General features: G+C 66.8%; 19 protein-coding genes. 13 read left to right on the forward strand and 6 right to left on the reverse strand.

The window, feature by feature from the left end:
* The first annotated feature begins 201 nt into the window (after positions 1–201).
* Positions 202–1,755 carry a radical SAM protein gene (locus CB0101_RS08095; protein WP_010306073.1) on the forward strand — a complete coding sequence of 518 codons (1,554 nt, stop codon included), beginning with the start codon at positions 202–204 and terminating at the stop codon, positions 1,753–1,755.
* Here CB0101_RS08095 and CB0101_RS08100 read toward each other — a convergent pair.
* Positions 1,727–3,058: an O-antigen ligase gene (locus CB0101_RS08100; RefSeq protein WP_010306076.1), complete on the reverse strand. Its 1,332-nt coding sequence runs from the start codon at positions 3,056–3,058 to the stop codon at positions 1,727–1,729. The genes CB0101_RS08095 and CB0101_RS08100 overlap by 29 nt on opposite strands.
* Entirely contained in the window at positions 3,055–3,927 is an 873-nt protein-coding gene (gene purU / locus CB0101_RS08105) for a formyltetrahydrofolate deformylase (RefSeq protein ID WP_029552832.1), read from the reverse strand. The genes CB0101_RS08100 and purU overlap by 4 nt, the downstream gene beginning before the upstream one ends.
* 146 nt (positions 3,928–4,073) lie before the next feature.
* Between purU and psbQ the strand changes: the two genes are divergently transcribed.
* The 3 genes from psbQ (at position 4,074) to pstS (ending at position 6,775) form a co-directional block, all read left to right on the forward strand.
* A complete protein-coding gene (gene psbQ / locus CB0101_RS08110) occupies positions 4,074–4,565 on the forward strand; it encodes a photosystem II protein PsbQ (RefSeq protein ID WP_029552833.1) in 492 nt (163 codons plus the stop codon).
* Between the two features lie 59 nt (positions 4,566–4,624).
* A complete protein-coding gene (locus CB0101_RS08115) occupies positions 4,625–5,689 on the forward strand; it encodes an FAD-binding oxidoreductase (RefSeq protein ID WP_136644045.1) in 1,065 nt (354 codons plus the stop codon).
* An 87-nt stretch (positions 5,690–5,776) separates the two neighbouring features.
* A complete protein-coding gene (gene pstS, locus CB0101_RS08120; protein ID WP_010302560.1) occupies positions 5,777–6,775 on the forward strand; it encodes a phosphate ABC transporter substrate-binding protein PstS in 999 nt (332 codons plus the stop codon).
* 209 nt (positions 6,776–6,984) lie between these two features.
* Here the strand turns inward: pstS and dnaK are convergent, their stop codons facing one another.
* Positions 6,985–8,886 (reverse strand): molecular chaperone DnaK, encoded by a 1,902-nt coding sequence (gene dnaK / locus CB0101_RS08125; RefSeq protein WP_010302557.1) that lies wholly within the window; start codon positions 8,884–8,886, stop codon positions 6,985–6,987.
* An 83-nt stretch (positions 8,887–8,969) separates the two neighbouring features.
* Here dnaK and CB0101_RS08130 point away from each other — a divergent pair, with 83 nt between their 5' ends.
* From CB0101_RS08130 to CB0101_RS08145, 4 genes are all read left to right on the forward strand, one after another.
* Positions 8,970–9,869, forward strand: coding sequence for a shikimate dehydrogenase (locus CB0101_RS08130; RefSeq protein WP_246833726.1), 900 nt, complete (start codon positions 8,970–8,972; stop codon positions 9,867–9,869).
* A gap of 24 nt (positions 9,870–9,893) precedes the next feature.
* On the forward strand, positions 9,894–10,355 hold the full coding sequence (locus CB0101_RS08135; RefSeq protein ID WP_010312776.1) for a Tic20 family protein: 462 nt from the start codon (positions 9,894–9,896) through the stop codon (positions 10,353–10,355).
* 89 nt (positions 10,356–10,444) lie between these two features.
* A complete protein-coding gene (gene rpsF, locus CB0101_RS08140; RefSeq protein ID WP_010312774.1) occupies positions 10,445–10,813 on the forward strand; it encodes a 30S ribosomal protein S6 in 369 nt (122 codons plus the stop codon).
* Between the two features lie 252 nt (positions 10,814–11,065).
* A complete protein-coding gene (locus CB0101_RS08145) occupies positions 11,066–11,272 on the forward strand; it encodes a hypothetical protein (protein ID WP_010312771.1) in 207 nt (68 codons plus the stop codon).
* 2 nt (positions 11,273–11,274) lie between these two features.
* Here CB0101_RS08145 and CB0101_RS08150 read toward each other — a convergent pair whose 3' ends face one another.
* Positions 11,275–12,474, reverse strand: a complete 1,200-nt coding sequence (locus tag CB0101_RS08150) for an argininosuccinate synthase (RefSeq protein ID WP_010312769.1) — start codon at positions 12,472–12,474, stop codon at positions 11,275–11,277.
* A complete protein-coding gene (locus CB0101_RS15550) occupies positions 12,474–12,791 on the reverse strand; it encodes a hypothetical protein (protein ID WP_010312767.1) in 318 nt (105 codons plus the stop codon). Before CB0101_RS15550 ends, CB0101_RS08150 begins: the two co-directional genes overlap by 1 nt.
* Positions 12,792–12,853: 62 nt before the next feature.
* On the opposite strand from CB0101_RS15550, the gene CB0101_RS08160 reads away from it, so the two are divergent.
* Genes CB0101_RS08160 through CB0101_RS08170 form a run of 3 tightly spaced genes read left to right on the forward strand, consistent with a single transcriptional unit; the run spans position 12,854 to position 14,479 of the window.
* Entirely contained in the window at positions 12,854–13,129 is a 276-nt protein-coding gene (locus CB0101_RS08160) for a DUF3134 domain-containing protein (protein ID WP_010312765.1), read from the forward strand.
* A gap of 43 nt (positions 13,130–13,172) precedes the next feature.
* Entirely contained in the window at positions 13,173–14,237 is a 1,065-nt protein-coding gene (gene mraY / locus CB0101_RS08165; RefSeq protein WP_029553210.1) for a phospho-N-acetylmuramoyl-pentapeptide-transferase, read from the forward strand.
* Positions 14,237–14,479, forward strand: a complete 243-nt coding sequence (locus CB0101_RS08170; RefSeq protein WP_010312760.1) for a hypothetical protein — start codon at positions 14,237–14,239, stop codon at positions 14,477–14,479. Before mraY ends, CB0101_RS08170 begins: the two co-directional genes overlap by 1 nt.
* 23 nt (positions 14,480–14,502) lie before the next feature.
* Here CB0101_RS08170 and CB0101_RS08175 read toward each other — a convergent pair whose 3' ends face one another.
* Positions 14,503–14,673 (reverse strand): hypothetical protein, encoded by a 171-nt coding sequence (locus CB0101_RS08175; protein WP_010312757.1) that lies wholly within the window; start codon positions 14,671–14,673, stop codon positions 14,503–14,505.
* A 50-nt stretch (positions 14,674–14,723) separates the two neighbouring features.
* On the opposite strand from CB0101_RS08175, the gene purT reads away from it, so the two are divergent.
* Complete coding sequence (purT, locus tag CB0101_RS08180; protein WP_010312755.1) at positions 14,724–15,914, forward strand: formate-dependent phosphoribosylglycinamide formyltransferase; 1,191 nt, start codon at positions 14,724–14,726, stop codon at positions 15,912–15,914.
* A 77-nt stretch (positions 15,915–15,991) separates the two neighbouring features.
* Positions 15,992–17,032: an LCP family protein gene (locus tag CB0101_RS08185; protein WP_010312752.1), complete on the forward strand. Its 1,041-nt coding sequence runs from the start codon at positions 15,992–15,994 to the stop codon at positions 17,030–17,032.
* Positions 17,033–17,034: the final 2 nt, after the last annotated feature.

Genomic DNA, 17,034 nt, shown 5'->3' on the forward strand with positions numbered 1-17,034 from the left:
GGACGGCGGGGCATCCGATTCGAGGCTGCAGGTTCTCAAAACGCTAGGTGGATTCACCCTGAACAGCCACATCAACCCAACCCTGTTGAGCAGATGAAACCGGCCAGGTGAGAGCCTGGAGCAACACAACCACACCCCCTCCTGAACCAGGAAACCCTGCTGTTTGAACCCGCCGCCCCGGCCGCCGGAGCGCTGCGGGCGGTGCTGGCCTTCCCCAGCACCTACACGGTGGGGATCACCAGCCTTGGTTATCAAGTGGTGTGGGCCACCCTGGCCCAACGCAGCGACGTGGATGTGCGCCGCTTGTTCACCGACCAGGGGGACCCGCCACACCGCCACTGCGATCTGTTCGGCCTGTCGCTGAGCTGGGAGCTCGATGGGCCAGTGCTGCTCGATCTACTGGAGCAGCAGCGCATCCCCCTATGGGCCGCTGAGCGTGGCGACAACGATCCGATCGTGTTTGGAGGCGGCCCGGTGCTCACCGCCAACCCTGAACCCCTGGCCCCCTTCTTTGATGCGGTGCTGCTGGGGGATGGCGAACTGCTCTTGCCCGCCTTCATCGATGCCTTGCAGGCCTGCCGCACAGCACCGCGGCCCGAGCGGTTGCGGCAGCTCGCACAGGTGCCCGGCGTGTATGTGCCGGCGCTCTACGCGCCGCGCTACGGCGCAGAGGGGGAACTGCTGGCCGTGGAGCCCATCGAGCCAGGCGTCCCCGCCACGGTGGCGAAACAAACCTGGCGCGGCAACACCCTCAGCCACTCCACGGTGATCACGCCGGAGGCGGCCTGGCCTTCGATCCACATGGTGGAGGTGGTGCGCAGCTGCCCGGAGCTCTGCCGCTTTTGCCTGGCGAGCTACCTCACCCTGCCCTTCCGCACCCCAAGCCTCGACGACGGCCTGATCCCTGCCGTGGAAAAGGGTCTTAGCGCAACCCAACGCCTCGGGCTGCTCGGCGCCTCGGTGACCCAACACCCCCAGTTCGGCGACCTGCTGCAGTGGCTGGATGGCGAGCGCTTCGAGGGCACCCGGGTGAGCGTGAGCTCCGTGCGCGCCGCCACGGTCACCCCGGAGCTGGGTCGAATCCTGGCCAAGCGCGGCAGCAAATCGCTCACGATCGCCATCGAAAGCGGCAGTGAACGGATGCGGGAGGTGGTGAACAAAAAGCTCGCCACCGATGAGATCCACGCCGCCGCTCGCTACGCCAAAGAAGGCGGACTCACGGGCCTGAAGCTCTACGGAATGGTGGGCCTGCCCACCGAAGTCGACGCTGACGTAGAGGCCACAGCCGAGCTGCTGCTGGCCCTGAAGAAAGCCACACCCGGCTTGCGCCTCAGCCTGGGGGTGAGCACCTTCGTGCCCAAGGCCCACACCCCCTTCCAATGGCAGGGGGTGCGACCGGAGGCGGAGAAACGGCTGAAGCTGCTGGCTAAACGGCTCAAACCCAAAGGAATCGAACTGCGGCCCGAGAGCTATGGCTGGAGCGTGATCCAAGCGCTGTTGTCCCGAAGCGACAGGCGCCTGGCCCCGGTGATCGCCGCCGCCCGCGGCCGCCACGAAAGCTTGGGGGGGTGGAAACAGGCCTACCGCGCCGTGCGAGAGGGCGATACACCCTCCGGATCAGCGCCCCTCCCGCCCCCCTGGGACGAGGTGATTCATGCCAGCTGGAATGCCGAGCGGGTCTTGCCCTGGGAGCACCTCGAGGGACCGCTGCCAAAAACCACCCTGCTCAAGCACCAGCAGGAGGCGCTGGCCTGAAGGCCCAGCAGCGCAACCCTGCCAAGAGGATCCAACCGGCGATGTTGAGGCGGCTGTCGTACATCGGGATGTCGCTGGCGTGCAACACCGCCACCACCAGGACTGAGGCCCACCAGGCCCGCTCGAACACCGGCCCAGTGGCCATCCCCTGGCGCAGGCCGCGAACCAGCAGCCACAGCACCAGTCCCACCACCAGGAGCGCCACGGGCAATCCGAAGCTCACCGCCAGATCGAAGGCGATGTTGTGGGGGTGGCCATGCCAGCGGCCGGTGCGCAGGGGATAGATCACGCTGAATGCGGCAGAGCCCCAGCCCAGCCAGGGGCGCTCCGCGATCAGCCCGGCTGCCACGCTCCATTGGGTGATGCGCAGGGAGGCCAGCTTGCGCTGGCTTTGATAGTTCAGATCGTTGAGGCGCCCCCAGACCGACTGCGGCACCAGGGCACGGGCGGGATCCTGCAACACCGCAGGCACCCCCGGCAGGGTGGCCAGGGCCACGGGTAGGAGCGCCAACAGCAGGAGCGGCAGCAGCCATAGCCAACTGCCAGGCCCCGCCACCAGCGGCACCGCCAGCAACATCGCCCCCCAGGCGTTGCGGGAATCGGTGAGATAGAGGGCCGCCACCTGGGCAGCCGCCAGAGCCAGCACCACCAGCAGGCGCCAGCCACTGCCGGCCAGCCCTTGCCGCCAGCGACGAGCGCAGGCCAACAGCGCCGCCAGCAGCAGCGGCCAGCTCAGCGACAGCCAGGCGGCTGTGATGTTGGCGTAATCGAACAGGCCGGAGAGGCGCCCTTCCGGGCGGCCCCCCTCCTGCAGATGCCAGATCACAGCCCCACCGAGGATTTGCCAGGGCCCCTGCCAGCCCAGCCAGAGCTGCCCCAGGCCAGTCACCACCACAGGCACGGTGCCGGCCACCAGCGCCAGGGCCACCCGGCGCCGCGCCGCCGCATCGGCCACGTAGGGCTGGAACGCCCAGAACCCCCAAAACAGGGGCACCCAGTTGAACAGTCCCACCCAGGCGAGGGACGGGGCATAGCTGGGCAAGGCCTGGCTGCGCAATGAGGCCATGGCCGCCCCTGCCAGCATCAAGGCCGCCACCAGCGCCAACACGCCGTTGACCCGGTCATGCCACCAGGGGCTGCGCCGGCGGCTGCCCTGAATCAGCGGTACCAGCAGCAGGATCGCGGCGAAGAGCGCGCTGGCGGGCAACACGAACACCCCGAGCTGAAAACAACGCCAGCCCCACAGGTCCGCCTCAGGCGGCCGGTGGGCATCCAACCGGGCGCGCAAGGCAGCCCCGCTCACTCGAACACCGCCGTGCGACCGCGATACACCATCACCTGACGCTTCAAGTGCAGCCGCACCGCCCGAGCCAGCGCCAGGCGTTCGGTATCGCGGCCCTTGCGGATCAGATCCTCCACTTCATCGCGGTGGCTCACGTTGACGGTCGACTGGGCAATGATCGGACCGGCATCCAGCTCGTCGGTCACGTAGTGGCCGGTGGCACCGATCAACTTCACGCCCCGCTCCCAGGCCCGGTGATACGGCTGGGCGCCCATAAAGGCAGGCAGGAAGGAGTGGTGGATGTTGATCACCCGGTGGAAGGCATCCGGGGGATCAAAGACCGCCAGAAAACGCGGCGTCAGCACCTGCATGTACTTGGCCAGGATCACCAGCTCGATGCCGTGCTCCGCCAGCAGCTCCAGGTGGCGGGCCTCCGCCTCCTCGCGGTTGGCATTGCTGATCGGCACATGCTCGAAGCAGGCGCCGAACTCCTCGGCGATCGAGCCCAGATCGGGGTGGTTGGCGATCACCAGCGGCACCCGCATCGGCAACTCGCCGGTGCGCACACGCCAGAGAAGATCCAGCAGGCAGTGATCCTGCTTGCTCACAAAGATCGCGACGGCAGGCTTCTCATCGGAGAAGGTGACGGTCTGCTCGCCGTGGAGCCGCTCAGCCAGCGCCGCCGCGGCCGGAGCAATCGCCTCGCGGGGCAGGCCGAAACCCTCGAGCTGCCACTCAATGCGGCTCAGGAACAGCCCAGCTCCCTGATCACTGTGGTGATCGGCGTGCACGATGTTGCCGCCATTACCCGCCACCCAACCGGACAGCTCACGCACCAGGCCTGGCTGATCCGGGCAGATCATCTGAAGGATGGCCGTGGCAGCCGTCATGGCGAGGCGGGGCGCAGCCCTGGAAAAGCTGAATTCTGCCGGCCTGCTGGCCACGGCCCGTTGCAGCTCGCCATCGGGGCGCTTCAAGGCGAAAAGCCCTGGGTAAAGTCCCGCAATCAAGCTCCAACGTCATGGCTGCTCAGTCGATGTCCGCGCTGACCACCCGGTTTGCATCCGCCCTGCGCAGCCTGGCCCTGGTGGCTCTGGCTCTGGTGCTGAGCTTCGGCCTCACCGCCTGCAGCGGCGGCAAGGCGAAGGCCCCCACCCTCAGCGCCGACGACATCGCTGTGATCGAACGCCAGGCCGAGGGCTTCCTCGCGGCCCGCGACCGCCTGCCCGAGCTCGCCACGCTGGTGAACGAGCGCGACTGGACCTTTACCCGCAACCTCATCCACGGCCCGATGCAGGAAGTGGGCCGCGAGATGCTCTACATCAACCAGCGCCTGCTCCCCGCAGAGCGCCCCGAGGCCAACAAGCGCGCCGACGCCCTCAAGGAAGCTCTGGCTGAGCTCGATGAAGCCGCCCGCCTGCAGGACGCCAACAAGCTGAGCAAGGCCTACATCAAGGTGGCCAGCGGCTTCGGTCTCTATGCCCAGGTGCTGCCGGCCCAGGTGCAGGCCGACCTCAAGCAGGCCTGATTCCAGCCTCTATCACCATCACCACCCCCGAGCCCACCCGCCGGCCCACGTCGATCACCGTGATCGGCGCCGGCGTGGTGGGCCTTTCTGTGGCCTGGCTGCTCTGCCAGCACGGCCACCGGGTGCAACTGATCGATCCAGCCCTGGCCCGCGGCCAATCCATCGATGCTGGCAGCAGCGCCGCCCTCGGGCTGCTCATGGCTCAGGTTTTCCGGCGCAGCAGCGGCCGGGGCTGGCGGCTGCGGCAGCAATCACTGGCGCTGTGGCAGCAGTGGCGAGAGCAGCTGGCCCAGCGCGGATACCAGATCCCCTGGCGAGCTGGCCTGCTGCAACTGGCCTGCAACGAGCAGGACTGGCAGGCCCAAACCCGCCTGGCTGAACAACGCCAACAGCAGGGTCTACCGCTGCGGCTGCTTAGCCAGGCGGAACTGCAAGCGCTCAGCCCCGCCCTTCCCGCTGAAGCCGCCGGAGCGCTCTTCTCTGCGAACGACGGTCAACTCGACCCGCAACCAGCCATGCAGGCCCTCCTGCACGATGGCCAGCGCCACGGCCTGCGCACCGAGGCGGCGGCTGTGCTGCAGCTGGAGCGTGGCAGCAAAGACGCCGATGGGCGGTGGATGATCCACACCGAGGCAGGCACCTGCAGCAGCCACTGGCTGGTGATCGCAGCCGGCCTGGCAAGCCCAGCGCTGCTAGAGCCACTGGGCCACACGCGCCCCCAAAGCCCGGTGCTGGGCCAGGCCCTGGAGCTGCAATTGCCAGCTGGGTGCAATGCCGAGAGCTGGCCAGGCAGCGTCAGCTGGGATGGCATCAACCTGGTGCCCCGCCCTGGCGGGAGGCTCTGGCTCGGCGCCACCGTGGAGCCGGGCGTCACCCAAGGCAGCCCCGAGGCTCTGGCCCAGATGCGCCATCTCAGCGGCGCCGCGCCCGACTGGCTGCGGGAGGCCACAGCGCTGCGGCATTGGCAAGGCCTGCGCGCCCGCCCCGACGAGCGACCGGCCCCGCTGCTGGAGCTGCTCGAACCCGGCCTACTGCTCACCAGCGGCCACTACCGCAACGGCGTGTTGCTGGCCCCCGCCACGGCGGCGTGGGTGCTGGAGCAGCTCGAGTCTCCGAGACCTTGATCTGGTCTTTAAGCCACACTGGCGGGCTGTACATAGGGTCAAAGGCAGGTCGCTGAACCCACGGCCTCCACGACTACCTCCTCCGACATGCGCCGAACCACCACCGCTCGAGTCCTCACCGGACTGGCCGGACTCGCCGCCAGCTTCAGTCTTGCTTCCTGCTCGCTGGGCGGCGGCGATGCCGTGAAAGGCACCCTCGCGGGCGCTGGTGCGTCATTCCCCGCCGCCATCTACCAGCGCTGGTTCCAGGAACTGGCTTCGGAAGGCGTTCAGGTGAACTATCAGTCGGTGGGCTCCGGCGCCGGGGTGCGCCAGTTCACCGCCGGCACGGTGGATTTCGGTGCATCCGATGCGCCGATGAAGGAGGACGAGATCGCCAAGGTGAGCCGCGGCGTGCTGCAGATCCCGATGACCGCCGGCGCCATCGCCGTGGCCTACAACAATCCCGGCTGCGACCTCAAGCTGAGCCAGCAGCAGTTGGCGGAGATCTTCCTCGGCAAGATCACCAACTACAGCCAGCTGGGCTGCGCTGACCGGAAGATCACGGTGGTGCACCGCTCCGACGGCTCCGGCACCACCTACAACTTCACCAAGCACCTGGCCGCCATCTCTGAGGCCTGGAAAAACGGTCCTGGCACCTCCAAAACCGTGGCCTGGCCCACGGGCGTGGGCGCTAAGGGCAATGAGGGTGTGGCCGCCCAGCTCAACCAGGTGGAAGGTGGCCTGGGCTATGTGGAATCGGCCTACGTGAAAGGCAAGCTGCAGGCTGCGGCACTCACCAATGCCTCCGGCGAGATCGTGAAGCCCAGCAGCGAAAGCGAGAGCGAAGCGCTCGGTTCGATCGATCTGGGCCCCAACCTGATCGGCGGCAATCCCAATCCGCTGAAGGGCTACCCGATCGTGACCTTCACCTGGATCCTGGCCTACCAGAACGGCAACGGCGCCAAGGCCGAACTGCTGCGCAAGGCGTTCAACTTCATGCTCTCGGAGCAGGCCCAGGCCCAGGCACCCCAGCTCGGCTACGTGACCATGCCGGCAGCCGTGATTGAACAATCCAAGGCAGCCGTGGCCAAGATCAGCGAGTGAGCACCAGACGCGGCCAACTGTTCAACCCGTTACAAAGAGCACAGCTGCGGGGCTAGACCCGCGGCATCATTGGCCCACGACCTGCATCGGGTCGGGCAAGGGAGAACATCGAGACGGGTTGGCACCCGTCTCTTTTTTTGCCTGAGCCCAAAGGCATGGGCATGAAAAAACCCCGGCCGAAGCCGGGGTGAACGAGCCGTGACCAGAGGTCACTTGCTCTCGGTGAACTCCGCGTCGATCACATCGTCGCTGGCGGATTCAGCGCCACCGCTGCCGTTGCCGCCGGGGGCGGCGGCGCCTTCAGCGCCAGCAGCTTGCTGATACACAGCAGCCCCAGCGGCGTAGAGGGCCTGCTGCAGGGTTTCGAGTTCGGACTTCATGGTGTCGTAGTCCTCCTTCTCGATCGCCTCCTTGAGCTTGGCGGAGGAGGCCTCCACCTTGCTCTTGTCCTCGGCGCCCACCTTGTCGCCCAGTTCGCCCAGCTGCTTCTCGGCCTGATACACGAGGGTTTCTGCCTGGTTCTTCAGGTCGATGCGCTCGCGCTTCTCCTTGTCGGCGCTGGCGTTGGCTTCGGCATCCTTCACCATCTTTTCCACCTCGTTGTCACTGAGGGTGGAAGCACCGGTGATCGAGATGCTCTGCTCCTTACCGCTGCCCTTGTCCTTGGCAGTCACGCTCAGGATGCCGTTGGCATCGATGTCGAAGGTCACTTCGATCTGAGGCACGCCACGGGGGGCGGGGGGGATGCCATCGAGGCGGAAGGTTCCAAGCGACTTGTTGTCGCTGGCCATCTCACGCTCGCCCTGCAGCACGTGGATTTCCACGTTGGTCTGCCCATCGACAGCCGTGGAATACACCTCCGACTTCTTGGTCGGGATCGTGGTGTTGCGGGGGATCATCTTCGTCATCACACCGCCCAGGGTTTCCACGCCCAGGGACAGGGGGCTGACGTCCAGCAGCAGGATGTCCTTCACCTCACCGGCGAGCACACCGCCTTGGATGGCGGCACCCACGGCCACCACCTCGTCGGGGTTCACGGTCTGGTTGGGGTCCTTGCCGGTGACGCGCTTCACCAGCTCGAGCACCGCGGGGATGCGGGTGGAACCACCCACCATCACCACCTCATCGAGCTCGGAGGAGGAGAGCTTGGCGTCCTTGAGCGCCTGCTCCACCGGCACGCGGCAGCGGTCGATCAGCTTGGAAGCCAGCTCCTCGAACTTGGCGCGGGTCAAGGTGAGATCGAGGTGCTTGGGGCCCTCAGGGGTGGCCGTGATGAACGGCAGGTTGATCTCGCTCTGAGTAGCGCTGGAGAGCTCGATCTTGGCCTTCTCAGCGGCCTCAGTGAGGCGCTGCAGGGCCTGCTTATCGGAGCGCAGGTCGATGCCTTCGTTGGCCTTGAAGGTGTCGGCCAGGTGATCGACGATCACCTTGTCGAAGTCGTCGCCGCCCAGGTGGGTGTCACCCGAGGTGGAGAGCACCTCGAACACACCGTCACCCACTTCGAGCACGGACACGTCGAAGGTGCCACCACCCAGGTCGAACACCAGGATGCGCTCGTTGCTCTTCTTGTCGAGGCCGTAGGCCAGAGCGGCCGCGGTGGGCTCGTTGATGATGCGCAGCACCTCGAGGCCAGCGATCTTGCCGGCGTCTTTGGTGGCCTGGCGCTGGGAGTCGTTGAAGTAGGCGGGAACTGTGATCACCGCCTGGGTGACGGTTTCACCGAGGTACTTGCCAGCGTCTTCAGCCAGCTTGCGCAGCACCTGGGCGCTCACCTCCTCAGGGGCGAACTGCTTGCCCAGCACCGGGCACTTCACCTTCACATTGGAGCCGGCCTTCTCCACGCCATAGCTCACTTCCTTCGACTCTTCGTTCACCTCGTCGACGCGGCGGCCGATGAAGCGCTTCACCGAATAGAAGGTGTTTTCCGGGTTCATCACCGCCTGGCGCTTGGCGATCTGACCCACCAGTTGGTCCTGGTTTTTGGTGTAGGCCACCACGGAGGGCGTGGTGCGGAAGCCCTCGGCATTGGCGATCACGGTGGGCTTGCCGCCCTCCATAACCGACACGCAGCTGTTCGTGGTGCCAAGGTCGATACCGACAACCTTGCCCATGGATGTCCTCTGAACTGGAGGCATCCTCAACAGCGGGCCCGTGCCGGGGCTAGGTGTGGTTGCCGAACAGCACCCGACCCAGCGTGAGCGGCTTCCCCAGCATTCGCGGCACCACAGCCCTGGTGGGGGTACTGGGCGACCCCGTGCACCACTCCCTCTCGCCGGTGATGCAAAACGCCGCGCTGCAGGCGATGGGGCTCGATTGGGTGTTTCTGGCTCTGCCCGCCGCGGCCAACCAGCTGCCTGCGGTGGTGCGAGGCCTGGAGGCCATGGGCTGCCGCGGCCTCAACGTGACCATTCCCCACAAACAGGCGGTCGCTGCCCTCTGCCAAGAGCTGAGCCCGCTGGCTGAACGGCTGGGGGCCGTGAACACGCTGGTGCCGCTGGCCGGCGGCGGCTGGCACGGCACCAACACCGACGTGGAAGGGTTCTGCGCGCCGCTGCGCCGCTGCGGCAGCAGCTGGAGCGGCAAGCGCGCCGTGGTGCTCGGTTGCGGCGGCAGCGCCCGGGCCGTGGTGGCCGGCCTGGTGGAGCTGGGGTTCAGCTCGATCCAGCTGGCGGGCCGGCGGGCCGATGCCCTGGCGGCCTTCCTGGCGGACTGCCAGGCCTGGGCACCGCAACTGCAAGCGCTCAGCTGGGCCAGCGAGGACGGCAGCCTCGCCGACGCCCTCACGCAGGCTGATCTGGTGGTGAACACCACCCCGGTGGGCATGGCCTCAGCCAGCAACCCTGCCGCCGCAGAGGCTTGCCCACTCAACGACGGCGAGTTGAGCGCTCTGCAGAGCGGAGCCAGCGTGTACGACATCATTTACACCCCACGCCCCACGCAACTGCTGCAGCGCGCCACCAGCCGCGGCTGCCGCAGCTTCGATGGGCTGGAGATGCTGGTGGAGCAAGGGGCCGCCGCCCTGCGCCTGTGGAGCGGCCTGCCGGAGGTGCCGGTGGAGGTCATGCGTCAGGCACTGCTCGAGCACCTGCCATAGCCTCTGGCCATTGAGGAGCACGCGATGGGCGACATTCCCTGGTGGCAACGGTTGCTAGCGGTGCTGGCCTACCTGCTGCCCTGGAGCGATGCTCTGCCCTTTGCCGGCTCGCTCGACAACCTCTTCCCGGCCCTGCAGTGGCTGATGCTGCCGGCTCTGCCGGTCCTGCTGCTCGAGCGCAATGTGCCCTTCGGCGGCTTCCTGCTCTTCCTGGTGCTGTTCCTGGCGGTGGTGCGCAACCCGCGCATCCCCTACTACCTGCGCTTCAACGTGCTGCAGGCGATCCTGCTCGACATCGTGCTGGTGGTGGTGTCGCTGGCCTTCCAGCTGCTGCAGCTGCGCAACATGGGTTTCGCCGGCCGCACCCTCGACAACACCGTGTTCCTGGGAATGCTGGTGCTGCTTGTGTTTGCCGTGGTGCAGTGCGTGCGCGGCAAGGAGGCCGACGTTCCGAGCCTCTCAGAAGCGGTGCGCATGCAGCTGTAGGGTGGACGATCCGCCGCTGGAGAGCAGGGGCCTCGCTCCGGCCCACCAGCCACCGTTCCCTTCGGCGTCCAAGTCGGATCGCGCAAGCCATGTCGCAGCCCTATTACGAAACGATGTACATCCTTCGTCCGGACATCCCGGAGGAAGAGGTGGAAACCCATGTCACCAAGTACCGCGATCTGGTGACTGAGGCCGGCGCTGAGGTGCTCGATTGCCAGATGCGTGGCAAGCGCCGCCTGGCCTACCCCATCGCCAAGCACAAGGAAGGCATCTACGTGCAGCTCGCCCACAACGGCGACGGCCAACAGGTGGCCACCCTCGAGAAAGCGATGCGCATCAGCGAAGACGTGATTCGCTATCTCACCGTCAAGCAAGACGGCCCCCTGCCTGCCCCCCGCAGCGGCCCCGTGGCCCAAGCCACCAGCGACGCTGCTGCCCTGCAGACCACCGAAGCCTGATCGCTTCCGGCAGCTTGAATCCCGACCAGGCCTTGGTTAAGGTTTGGTCGGGTTTTTTGTGGCTGGGCGTTATCCGGTGGACGAACCAATCACCGAGCAGCCACAAGAAGCCAGCGAGCTTCCTTTGCAGCTAGCGCTGGCCACAGCCGAGCGCAAACTGGCGGAAGCACGGCTACAAACGCCGAGCTCGAAGCGCTGCTCGAGGAGATTCCCGAGATCTTCGAGCGCAAATTTGAACAGCGCCTACAACCGGTGCTGGAGCGGCAAGAACGATTGCTCGACGACAACACCGAGCTGCGCCAGCAGATCCAACTGCTGGCGCCAGTCCCGGGTGAGGTGCGCTTGCGCTTTAACCCCGACGCCGCCACTCAGGGCGGGCTGGCCCTGCCACCGCTGCCGAGCCGGCCGCCGATCCGGCGCATGGGCCGAGCGGATCGCCAGAGCCCTCGCGCCGCCTGAGCTCAGCGCTGGCTGGCGGCCCAGAGACGGGTGGGCAGGCCCCAGACATAAATGAAGCCTTCAGCGGCGCGGTGGTCGAACTGATCACCGGCGTCGTAGGTGGCCATATCGGGCACGTAGAGGCTGTTGGCGCTGCTGCGGCCCACAACGGTGGCGTTGCCTTTGTGCAGCTTCACCTTCACGGTGCCGTTCACGGTGCGCTGGGTGCGATCGATGAAGCCGTCGAGGGCATCCTTGAGCGGGCCGTACCAAAGGCCCTGGTACACCTGATCCGCCCATTGCTGCTCGAGCTGGCGCTTGCTGCGCAGCACGTCGGCGGCGAGGGTGAGGCTCTCCAGTTCCTGGTGGGCCTTGATCAGGAGCAGCAGACCCGGGGTCTCGTAAATCTCCCGGCTCTTGATGCCCACCACCCGGTTCTCGATCATGTCGAGGCGGCCGAAGCCATGGTTGCCGGCGAGTTCATTGGCGCGGCGGATCAGGCTCACCGGATCGAGGCGCACCCCATCGATGCTCACCGGGTTGCCCTGCTCAAAGCCGATCTCCACCACCTGTGGCTGATCAGGCGCCGCATCCACACTCACGGTGAGGGCGTAGATCTCCTCAGGCGGCTCCACGTTGGGATCCTCAAGCGGGCCGGCCTCAATCGAACGACCCAAGAGGTTGAGGTCGATCGAATAGGGCGACTTCTTGCTCACGGGCGACGGGATGCCGCAGCGCTCGCCATAGGCGATGGTTTCCTCGCGGCTCATGCCCCACTCACGAGCCGGGGTCAGCACCTTCAGATCAGGGGCCAACGCACCGATGGCCACATCGAAACGCACCTGATCGTTGCCCTTGCCAGTGCAGCCATGGGCCACGGCATCGGCACCCACCTCGCGGGCAATCTCCACAAGACGGCGGGCAATCAGGGGCCGGGCCAGGGCGGTGGAGAGCGGGTAGCGGCCTTCGTAGAGAGCGTTGGCACGGATCGCCGGGAAGGCGAATTCGCGGATAAACGGCTCGATCAGATCCCCAACGATCGACTGACTGGCACCGGAATCGAGGGCCTTCTGGCGGATCGGCTCCAGCTCATCGCCCTGACCCAGATCAGCGGCGAAGGTGATCACCTCCTCCACGCCCCACTCGTTTTTCAGATAGGGGATGCAGACGCTGGTGTCCACACCGCCGGAATATGCGAGTACCGCCTTCTTGGCCCGGCCCATCAACGCTCTCCATGCGCGCAATCGATCGATTCTCCCCTGTCGTGGTGGCGCCGCATCCGCGCGAGCAGCAGGGCCGCCATCAGCGCCGGCGGCAGCAGCACCAACAGCAGAGCCAGCAGCGCCGGCAGGCCTGGATTCGCCTGGGCCCAGGCCTGCTGCAACAGGGGCGACGGCCAGTGCTGGCCGGCAGCCACCAGCGCCGCGCTCAAGGCCAGCGCCAGCAACCACGGCCCCAGCAGGGCCCGCCAGAGGGGCGTGTTGTGGTGAGCCAGAACGATCGCCGCAGGGGACTCCGTTAGGATGGTCGATTGGCACACGCCGGGCCGCAAGCCGCACGTGCCGCCGCCCGCGCTCAACCCGTGCCCTCCCCGATCGCCATATGAGCAGCAACCTCAGCACCAGCCTCAGCCAGTTGGATGGCATCAACCCGTCGCTCACCCGCTACGGGCGCAATGAGCCGGCTCCGGTGCTGCCCCTGCGCGAAGAGCCCGATCTGCTGAGCTGGCTGGAAACCAGCGGCCGCCTGGTGGCCGATGAGGAAACCGCCAGCAGCGATGTGAGCACCGTGGAGGAAGAAGAGCTCTCCGCACTGATGGGCGAGAAAGAGGACTACAACGCCGCCGACGAGCAGAACGAGGAAGATTGGGAGGACTGATCTCCTCAGCCCCTTGATCTCCCCCACCAGGCTGATCGCCTCCATGCCCAGCAACAGCCGCTCCCTGGCGCTGTTGCTGGGTTTGTTGCTGTTGGGGCTGAGTGCCCTCTGCGACTGGTTCAGCCAGGCTCCGCAACTGGTGCCCCCGTTGCTGATCAGCGCCGCGGTGAGCAGCGTGCTCTGTGCCTGGGGCGTGCCGCAACTGCGCCGACTCAAGCTGGGCCAGGTGATCCGAGAAGAGGGGCCCCAGGCCCACCAAAGCAAGGCGGGCACTCCCACCATGGGCGGCCTGCTGGTGGTGCCGGTGGGGGTGATCGCCGGAGGTCTTGTGGCCCCCGCCGATCAGCGGCTGCTGGCGGTGGCCGCGATCACCCTGGCCACCATGGCCATCGGCGCGGTGGACGACTGGCGCAGCCTCACCAAACGCCACAACACCGGCTTAAGCCCCCGCGGCAAATTGCTGCTGCAGGCCCTGTGCGCCATCGGGTTTCTGGCCTGGGCCCACTGGGATCAGCAGATCGCCGCAGCGATCGCCCTACCCCTGGGTTGGGTGCTGCCCCTCGGGCTGCTGATCTGGCCGCTTGGCCTGTTTGTGTTCCTCGCGGAGAGCAACGCCACCAACCTCACCGATGGCCTCGATGGCCTGGCCGCTGGCTGCGGCGCCATCGTGTTCAGTGGCCTCGGCGTGCAGCTGATGCTGCGGGGCCATGAAGGCGATCCCGCCATGGCCGGTTTCTGCGCCGCCATGGCGGGCTGCTGGCTGGGCTTCCTGCTGTTCAACCGCCACCCGGCACGGGTGTTCATGGGCGACACCGGATCGCTGGCCATGGGTTCGGCCCTGGCGGCGGTGGCGCTGCTGAGCAACAGCCTCTGGCCGCTGCTGTTGATGGGCGGGGTGTTCCTGGCCGAATCGCTCTCGGTGATCGTGCAGGTGTGGGTGTTCAAGGCCACCAAGAACCCCGCCACCGGCCAGGGCAAACGCGTGTTCCGCATGGCGCCGCTGCATCACCACTTCGAGCTGGGCGGCGCCAGCGAGCAGCAAGTGGTGGTGGGCTTCTGGCTGATCAGCCTGATACTGGTGGTATTGGGACTGGTGCTGCTCCCCTGATGGCGTACTTCACCTGGAAGGAGGCCGGTCTCACGGCCGATTGCGCCAGCCTTGAGGCAATGGCGGCGCGCTTTGAGGAAGCGGCCGCACTGATGCGGCGGATGGCGGCGGAAGGGTTCGTGCTGGAACGCCACAGCGATGGGCAGCACATCACCCACGGCGATGCCTCGGTGTTTGCCGCCTACGGCTTCATCGATGAGCAGTCACCGGTGCGACAGCTGGATCTGATCGATCAGGCCTGATCAGTCCGGCTTGGGCCGGCAGGTCAACCGGGCCGGCGCAGGTAACCCACCAACCAGACCACGATGAACGCCAGGGCCGAAATGCCTAGGTACACCAGGGTCCAGCGCTGGAGGCTCTCGATGCTCAAACCATTGAGCAGTCCATCGGCGGCATCACCGGCGGTGGCATAGGCCAATGGAAGGAACTGCAGCACAGGGGGGCGCCGGGGCAGGATCGGAGCAGTCTCTCGCCTCAGCCGCGGCCATGGCCAGCCCCACCTTTCCGCGCACCCTGATGTTGCTGGGCAGCGGGGAGCTGGGCAAAGAGGTGGCCATCGCCGCCCAGCGCCTGGGCTGCCGGGTGATCGCGGTGGATCGCTACGCCGGCGCACCGGCCATGCAGGTGGCCGATCAAGCCGAGGTGGTGGCCATGACCGACCCGGAGGCCCTCAAGGCTGTGGTGCGCCGCCATCAGCCGGATGTGGTGATCCCGGAAATCGAAGCGCTGGCGGTGGATGCCCTGGCGGAACTGGAATCCGGCGGTATCACCGTGATCCCCACGGCACGGGCGACGGCGGTCACGATGAATCGCGATCGGATCCGCGATCTCGCCGCCACCGAGCTGGGGCTGCGCACCGCCCGCTTCGCCTATGCCGAAAGCGCTGAGGCGTTAGCCGCCGCCGCGGCGCCCCTGGGCTGGCCGGTGGTGGTGAAGCCGGTGATGAGCTCCTCCGGCAAAGGCCAGAGCGTGGTGCAGGGCCCCGATGGCATCGCCGCCGCCTGGGACGCCGCCATGGCCGGCGCCCGTGGCAGTGGCGCACGGGTGATCGTGGAGGAGTTTCTGCACTTTGAGCAGGAGATCACCCTGCTCACCGTGAAGCAGTGGGAGGGCCCCACCCTGTTCTGCCCGCCCATCGGGCACATCCAGGAGCGGGGTGACTATCAATGCAGCTGGCAACCGGCCCATCTGGAGTGGGAGCAACTGGCCGCCGCCCAGAGCATGGCGCGCCTGGTGACAGACAACCTCGGCGGTGCCGGCATCTTCGGAGTGGAGTTTTTTGTGTGCCGCGGCCGTAACGGCAGCAGTGAGGTGGTGTTCTCCGAGCTCTCCCCCCGCCCCCACGACACCGGCCTGGTGACACTCGCCGGCCAGAACCTCAGCGAATTCGAACTGCACCTGCGGGCGGTGCTGGGACTGCCCATCCCGGAAATCCGCTCCACCGGCCCTGCCGCCAGCCGGGTGATCCTGGCGGAGCAAGCCAGTGAGAGCGTGGCCTTCAGCGGCTTGGATCAGGCCCTGGCGGAGGTGGATGTGCAGGTGCTGCTATTCGGCAAGCCCGATGCCCGCCCCCACCGGCGCATGGGCGTCGCCTTGGCCAGCGGCGCCAGCCTGGAGGAAGCGCGCACGAAGGCGGATCAGGCCGCGGCCGCGATCACGGTGCTCCCCGGCCGCTGATCCAGCTGGGCGAGAGGCCCAGATGCCCCTGGCCACAAGGGAAGACGCGCGATACGGTGCGGCCACGCACACCGTCCATGTCGCAGGCCCAGCCCAATCCCGCGCCCCGTCGCCGCGATTCCCGCGGGCGGCTGAAACCTGTGGAGCAGCAGGAGCGGCAGGGCCGTCGTGGCGCAGCGCCCGCCCGCAACAAGGCCACGGTGACACCGCTCGACCAGCGGCGGCGCCCCAAAAACACCAAACCAGCGAAAAGCGGCCTGCCGCGACTTCCCCTGTTTCTTGCCGGGATCGGGCTGGGCTACGGCCTCAATGGCCCGATCCCCCATCTCGCCACGGGCCTGCTGGGGGGCCTGCATCACCCCAGCAATGTGATCAGTTCGCTGGTGGCACCGGCCGGCATGGGCGACCGGCGCATCGTGGTGATGGGCACCGACCACGTGAGCACCAACACCGATGTGATGTTCACGGTGCAGCTGCGCGATGGCCGCACCGAGCTCACCCAAGTGCCGCGCGACACCTTCATCGAATCCGACCGCTATGGCGTGATGAAGGCCAATGCGCTCTACAGCAGCGGCGGGCCTGACATGGTGAAGCAGGAGCTCAGCAAGCTGCTGTCAGCTCGTGTGGATCGCTACCTGGTGCTCAACCTCAATGCCGTGCAACGGCTGGCGGATGCTCTGGGTGGGGTGGAGGTTGATGTGCCGAAGCGGATGTATTACGTGGACAACAGCCAAGGGCTGTACATCGACCTCTATCCCGGCCGGCAACTGCTCAAGGGTGAAGCCCTGGAAGGTTTCCTGCGCTTCCGCCACGACGAACTCGGCGACATTGGCCGGATGGAGCGGCAGAAGCTTGTACTCAAAGAGGTGTTCAAGAAGCTGGCCAATCCCGCCATGGCCACCCGTCTGCCTGAGCTGATGAACATCGCCGGCAAGGACGTGCTCACCGACCTCTCTCCAGTGGATATGGGTGCCCTGGTCACGGCCATGGCCTCCACCAAGCTCAGCTCCAGCCGCTTGGAAGGCACCCCCTACTGGCATGAAGACATCAGCTACTGGCTGCCGGATGCCAACCCGCATCGCGAGCTCTATCGCAGCCAGGAGCAACCGCCCCTCTGAGC

It is taken from the genome of Synechococcus sp. CB0101, assembly GCF_000179235.2.
In the GTDB taxonomy this organism is placed as follows: Bacteria; Cyanobacteriota; Cyanobacteriia; order PCC-6307; family Cyanobiaceae; genus Vulcanococcus.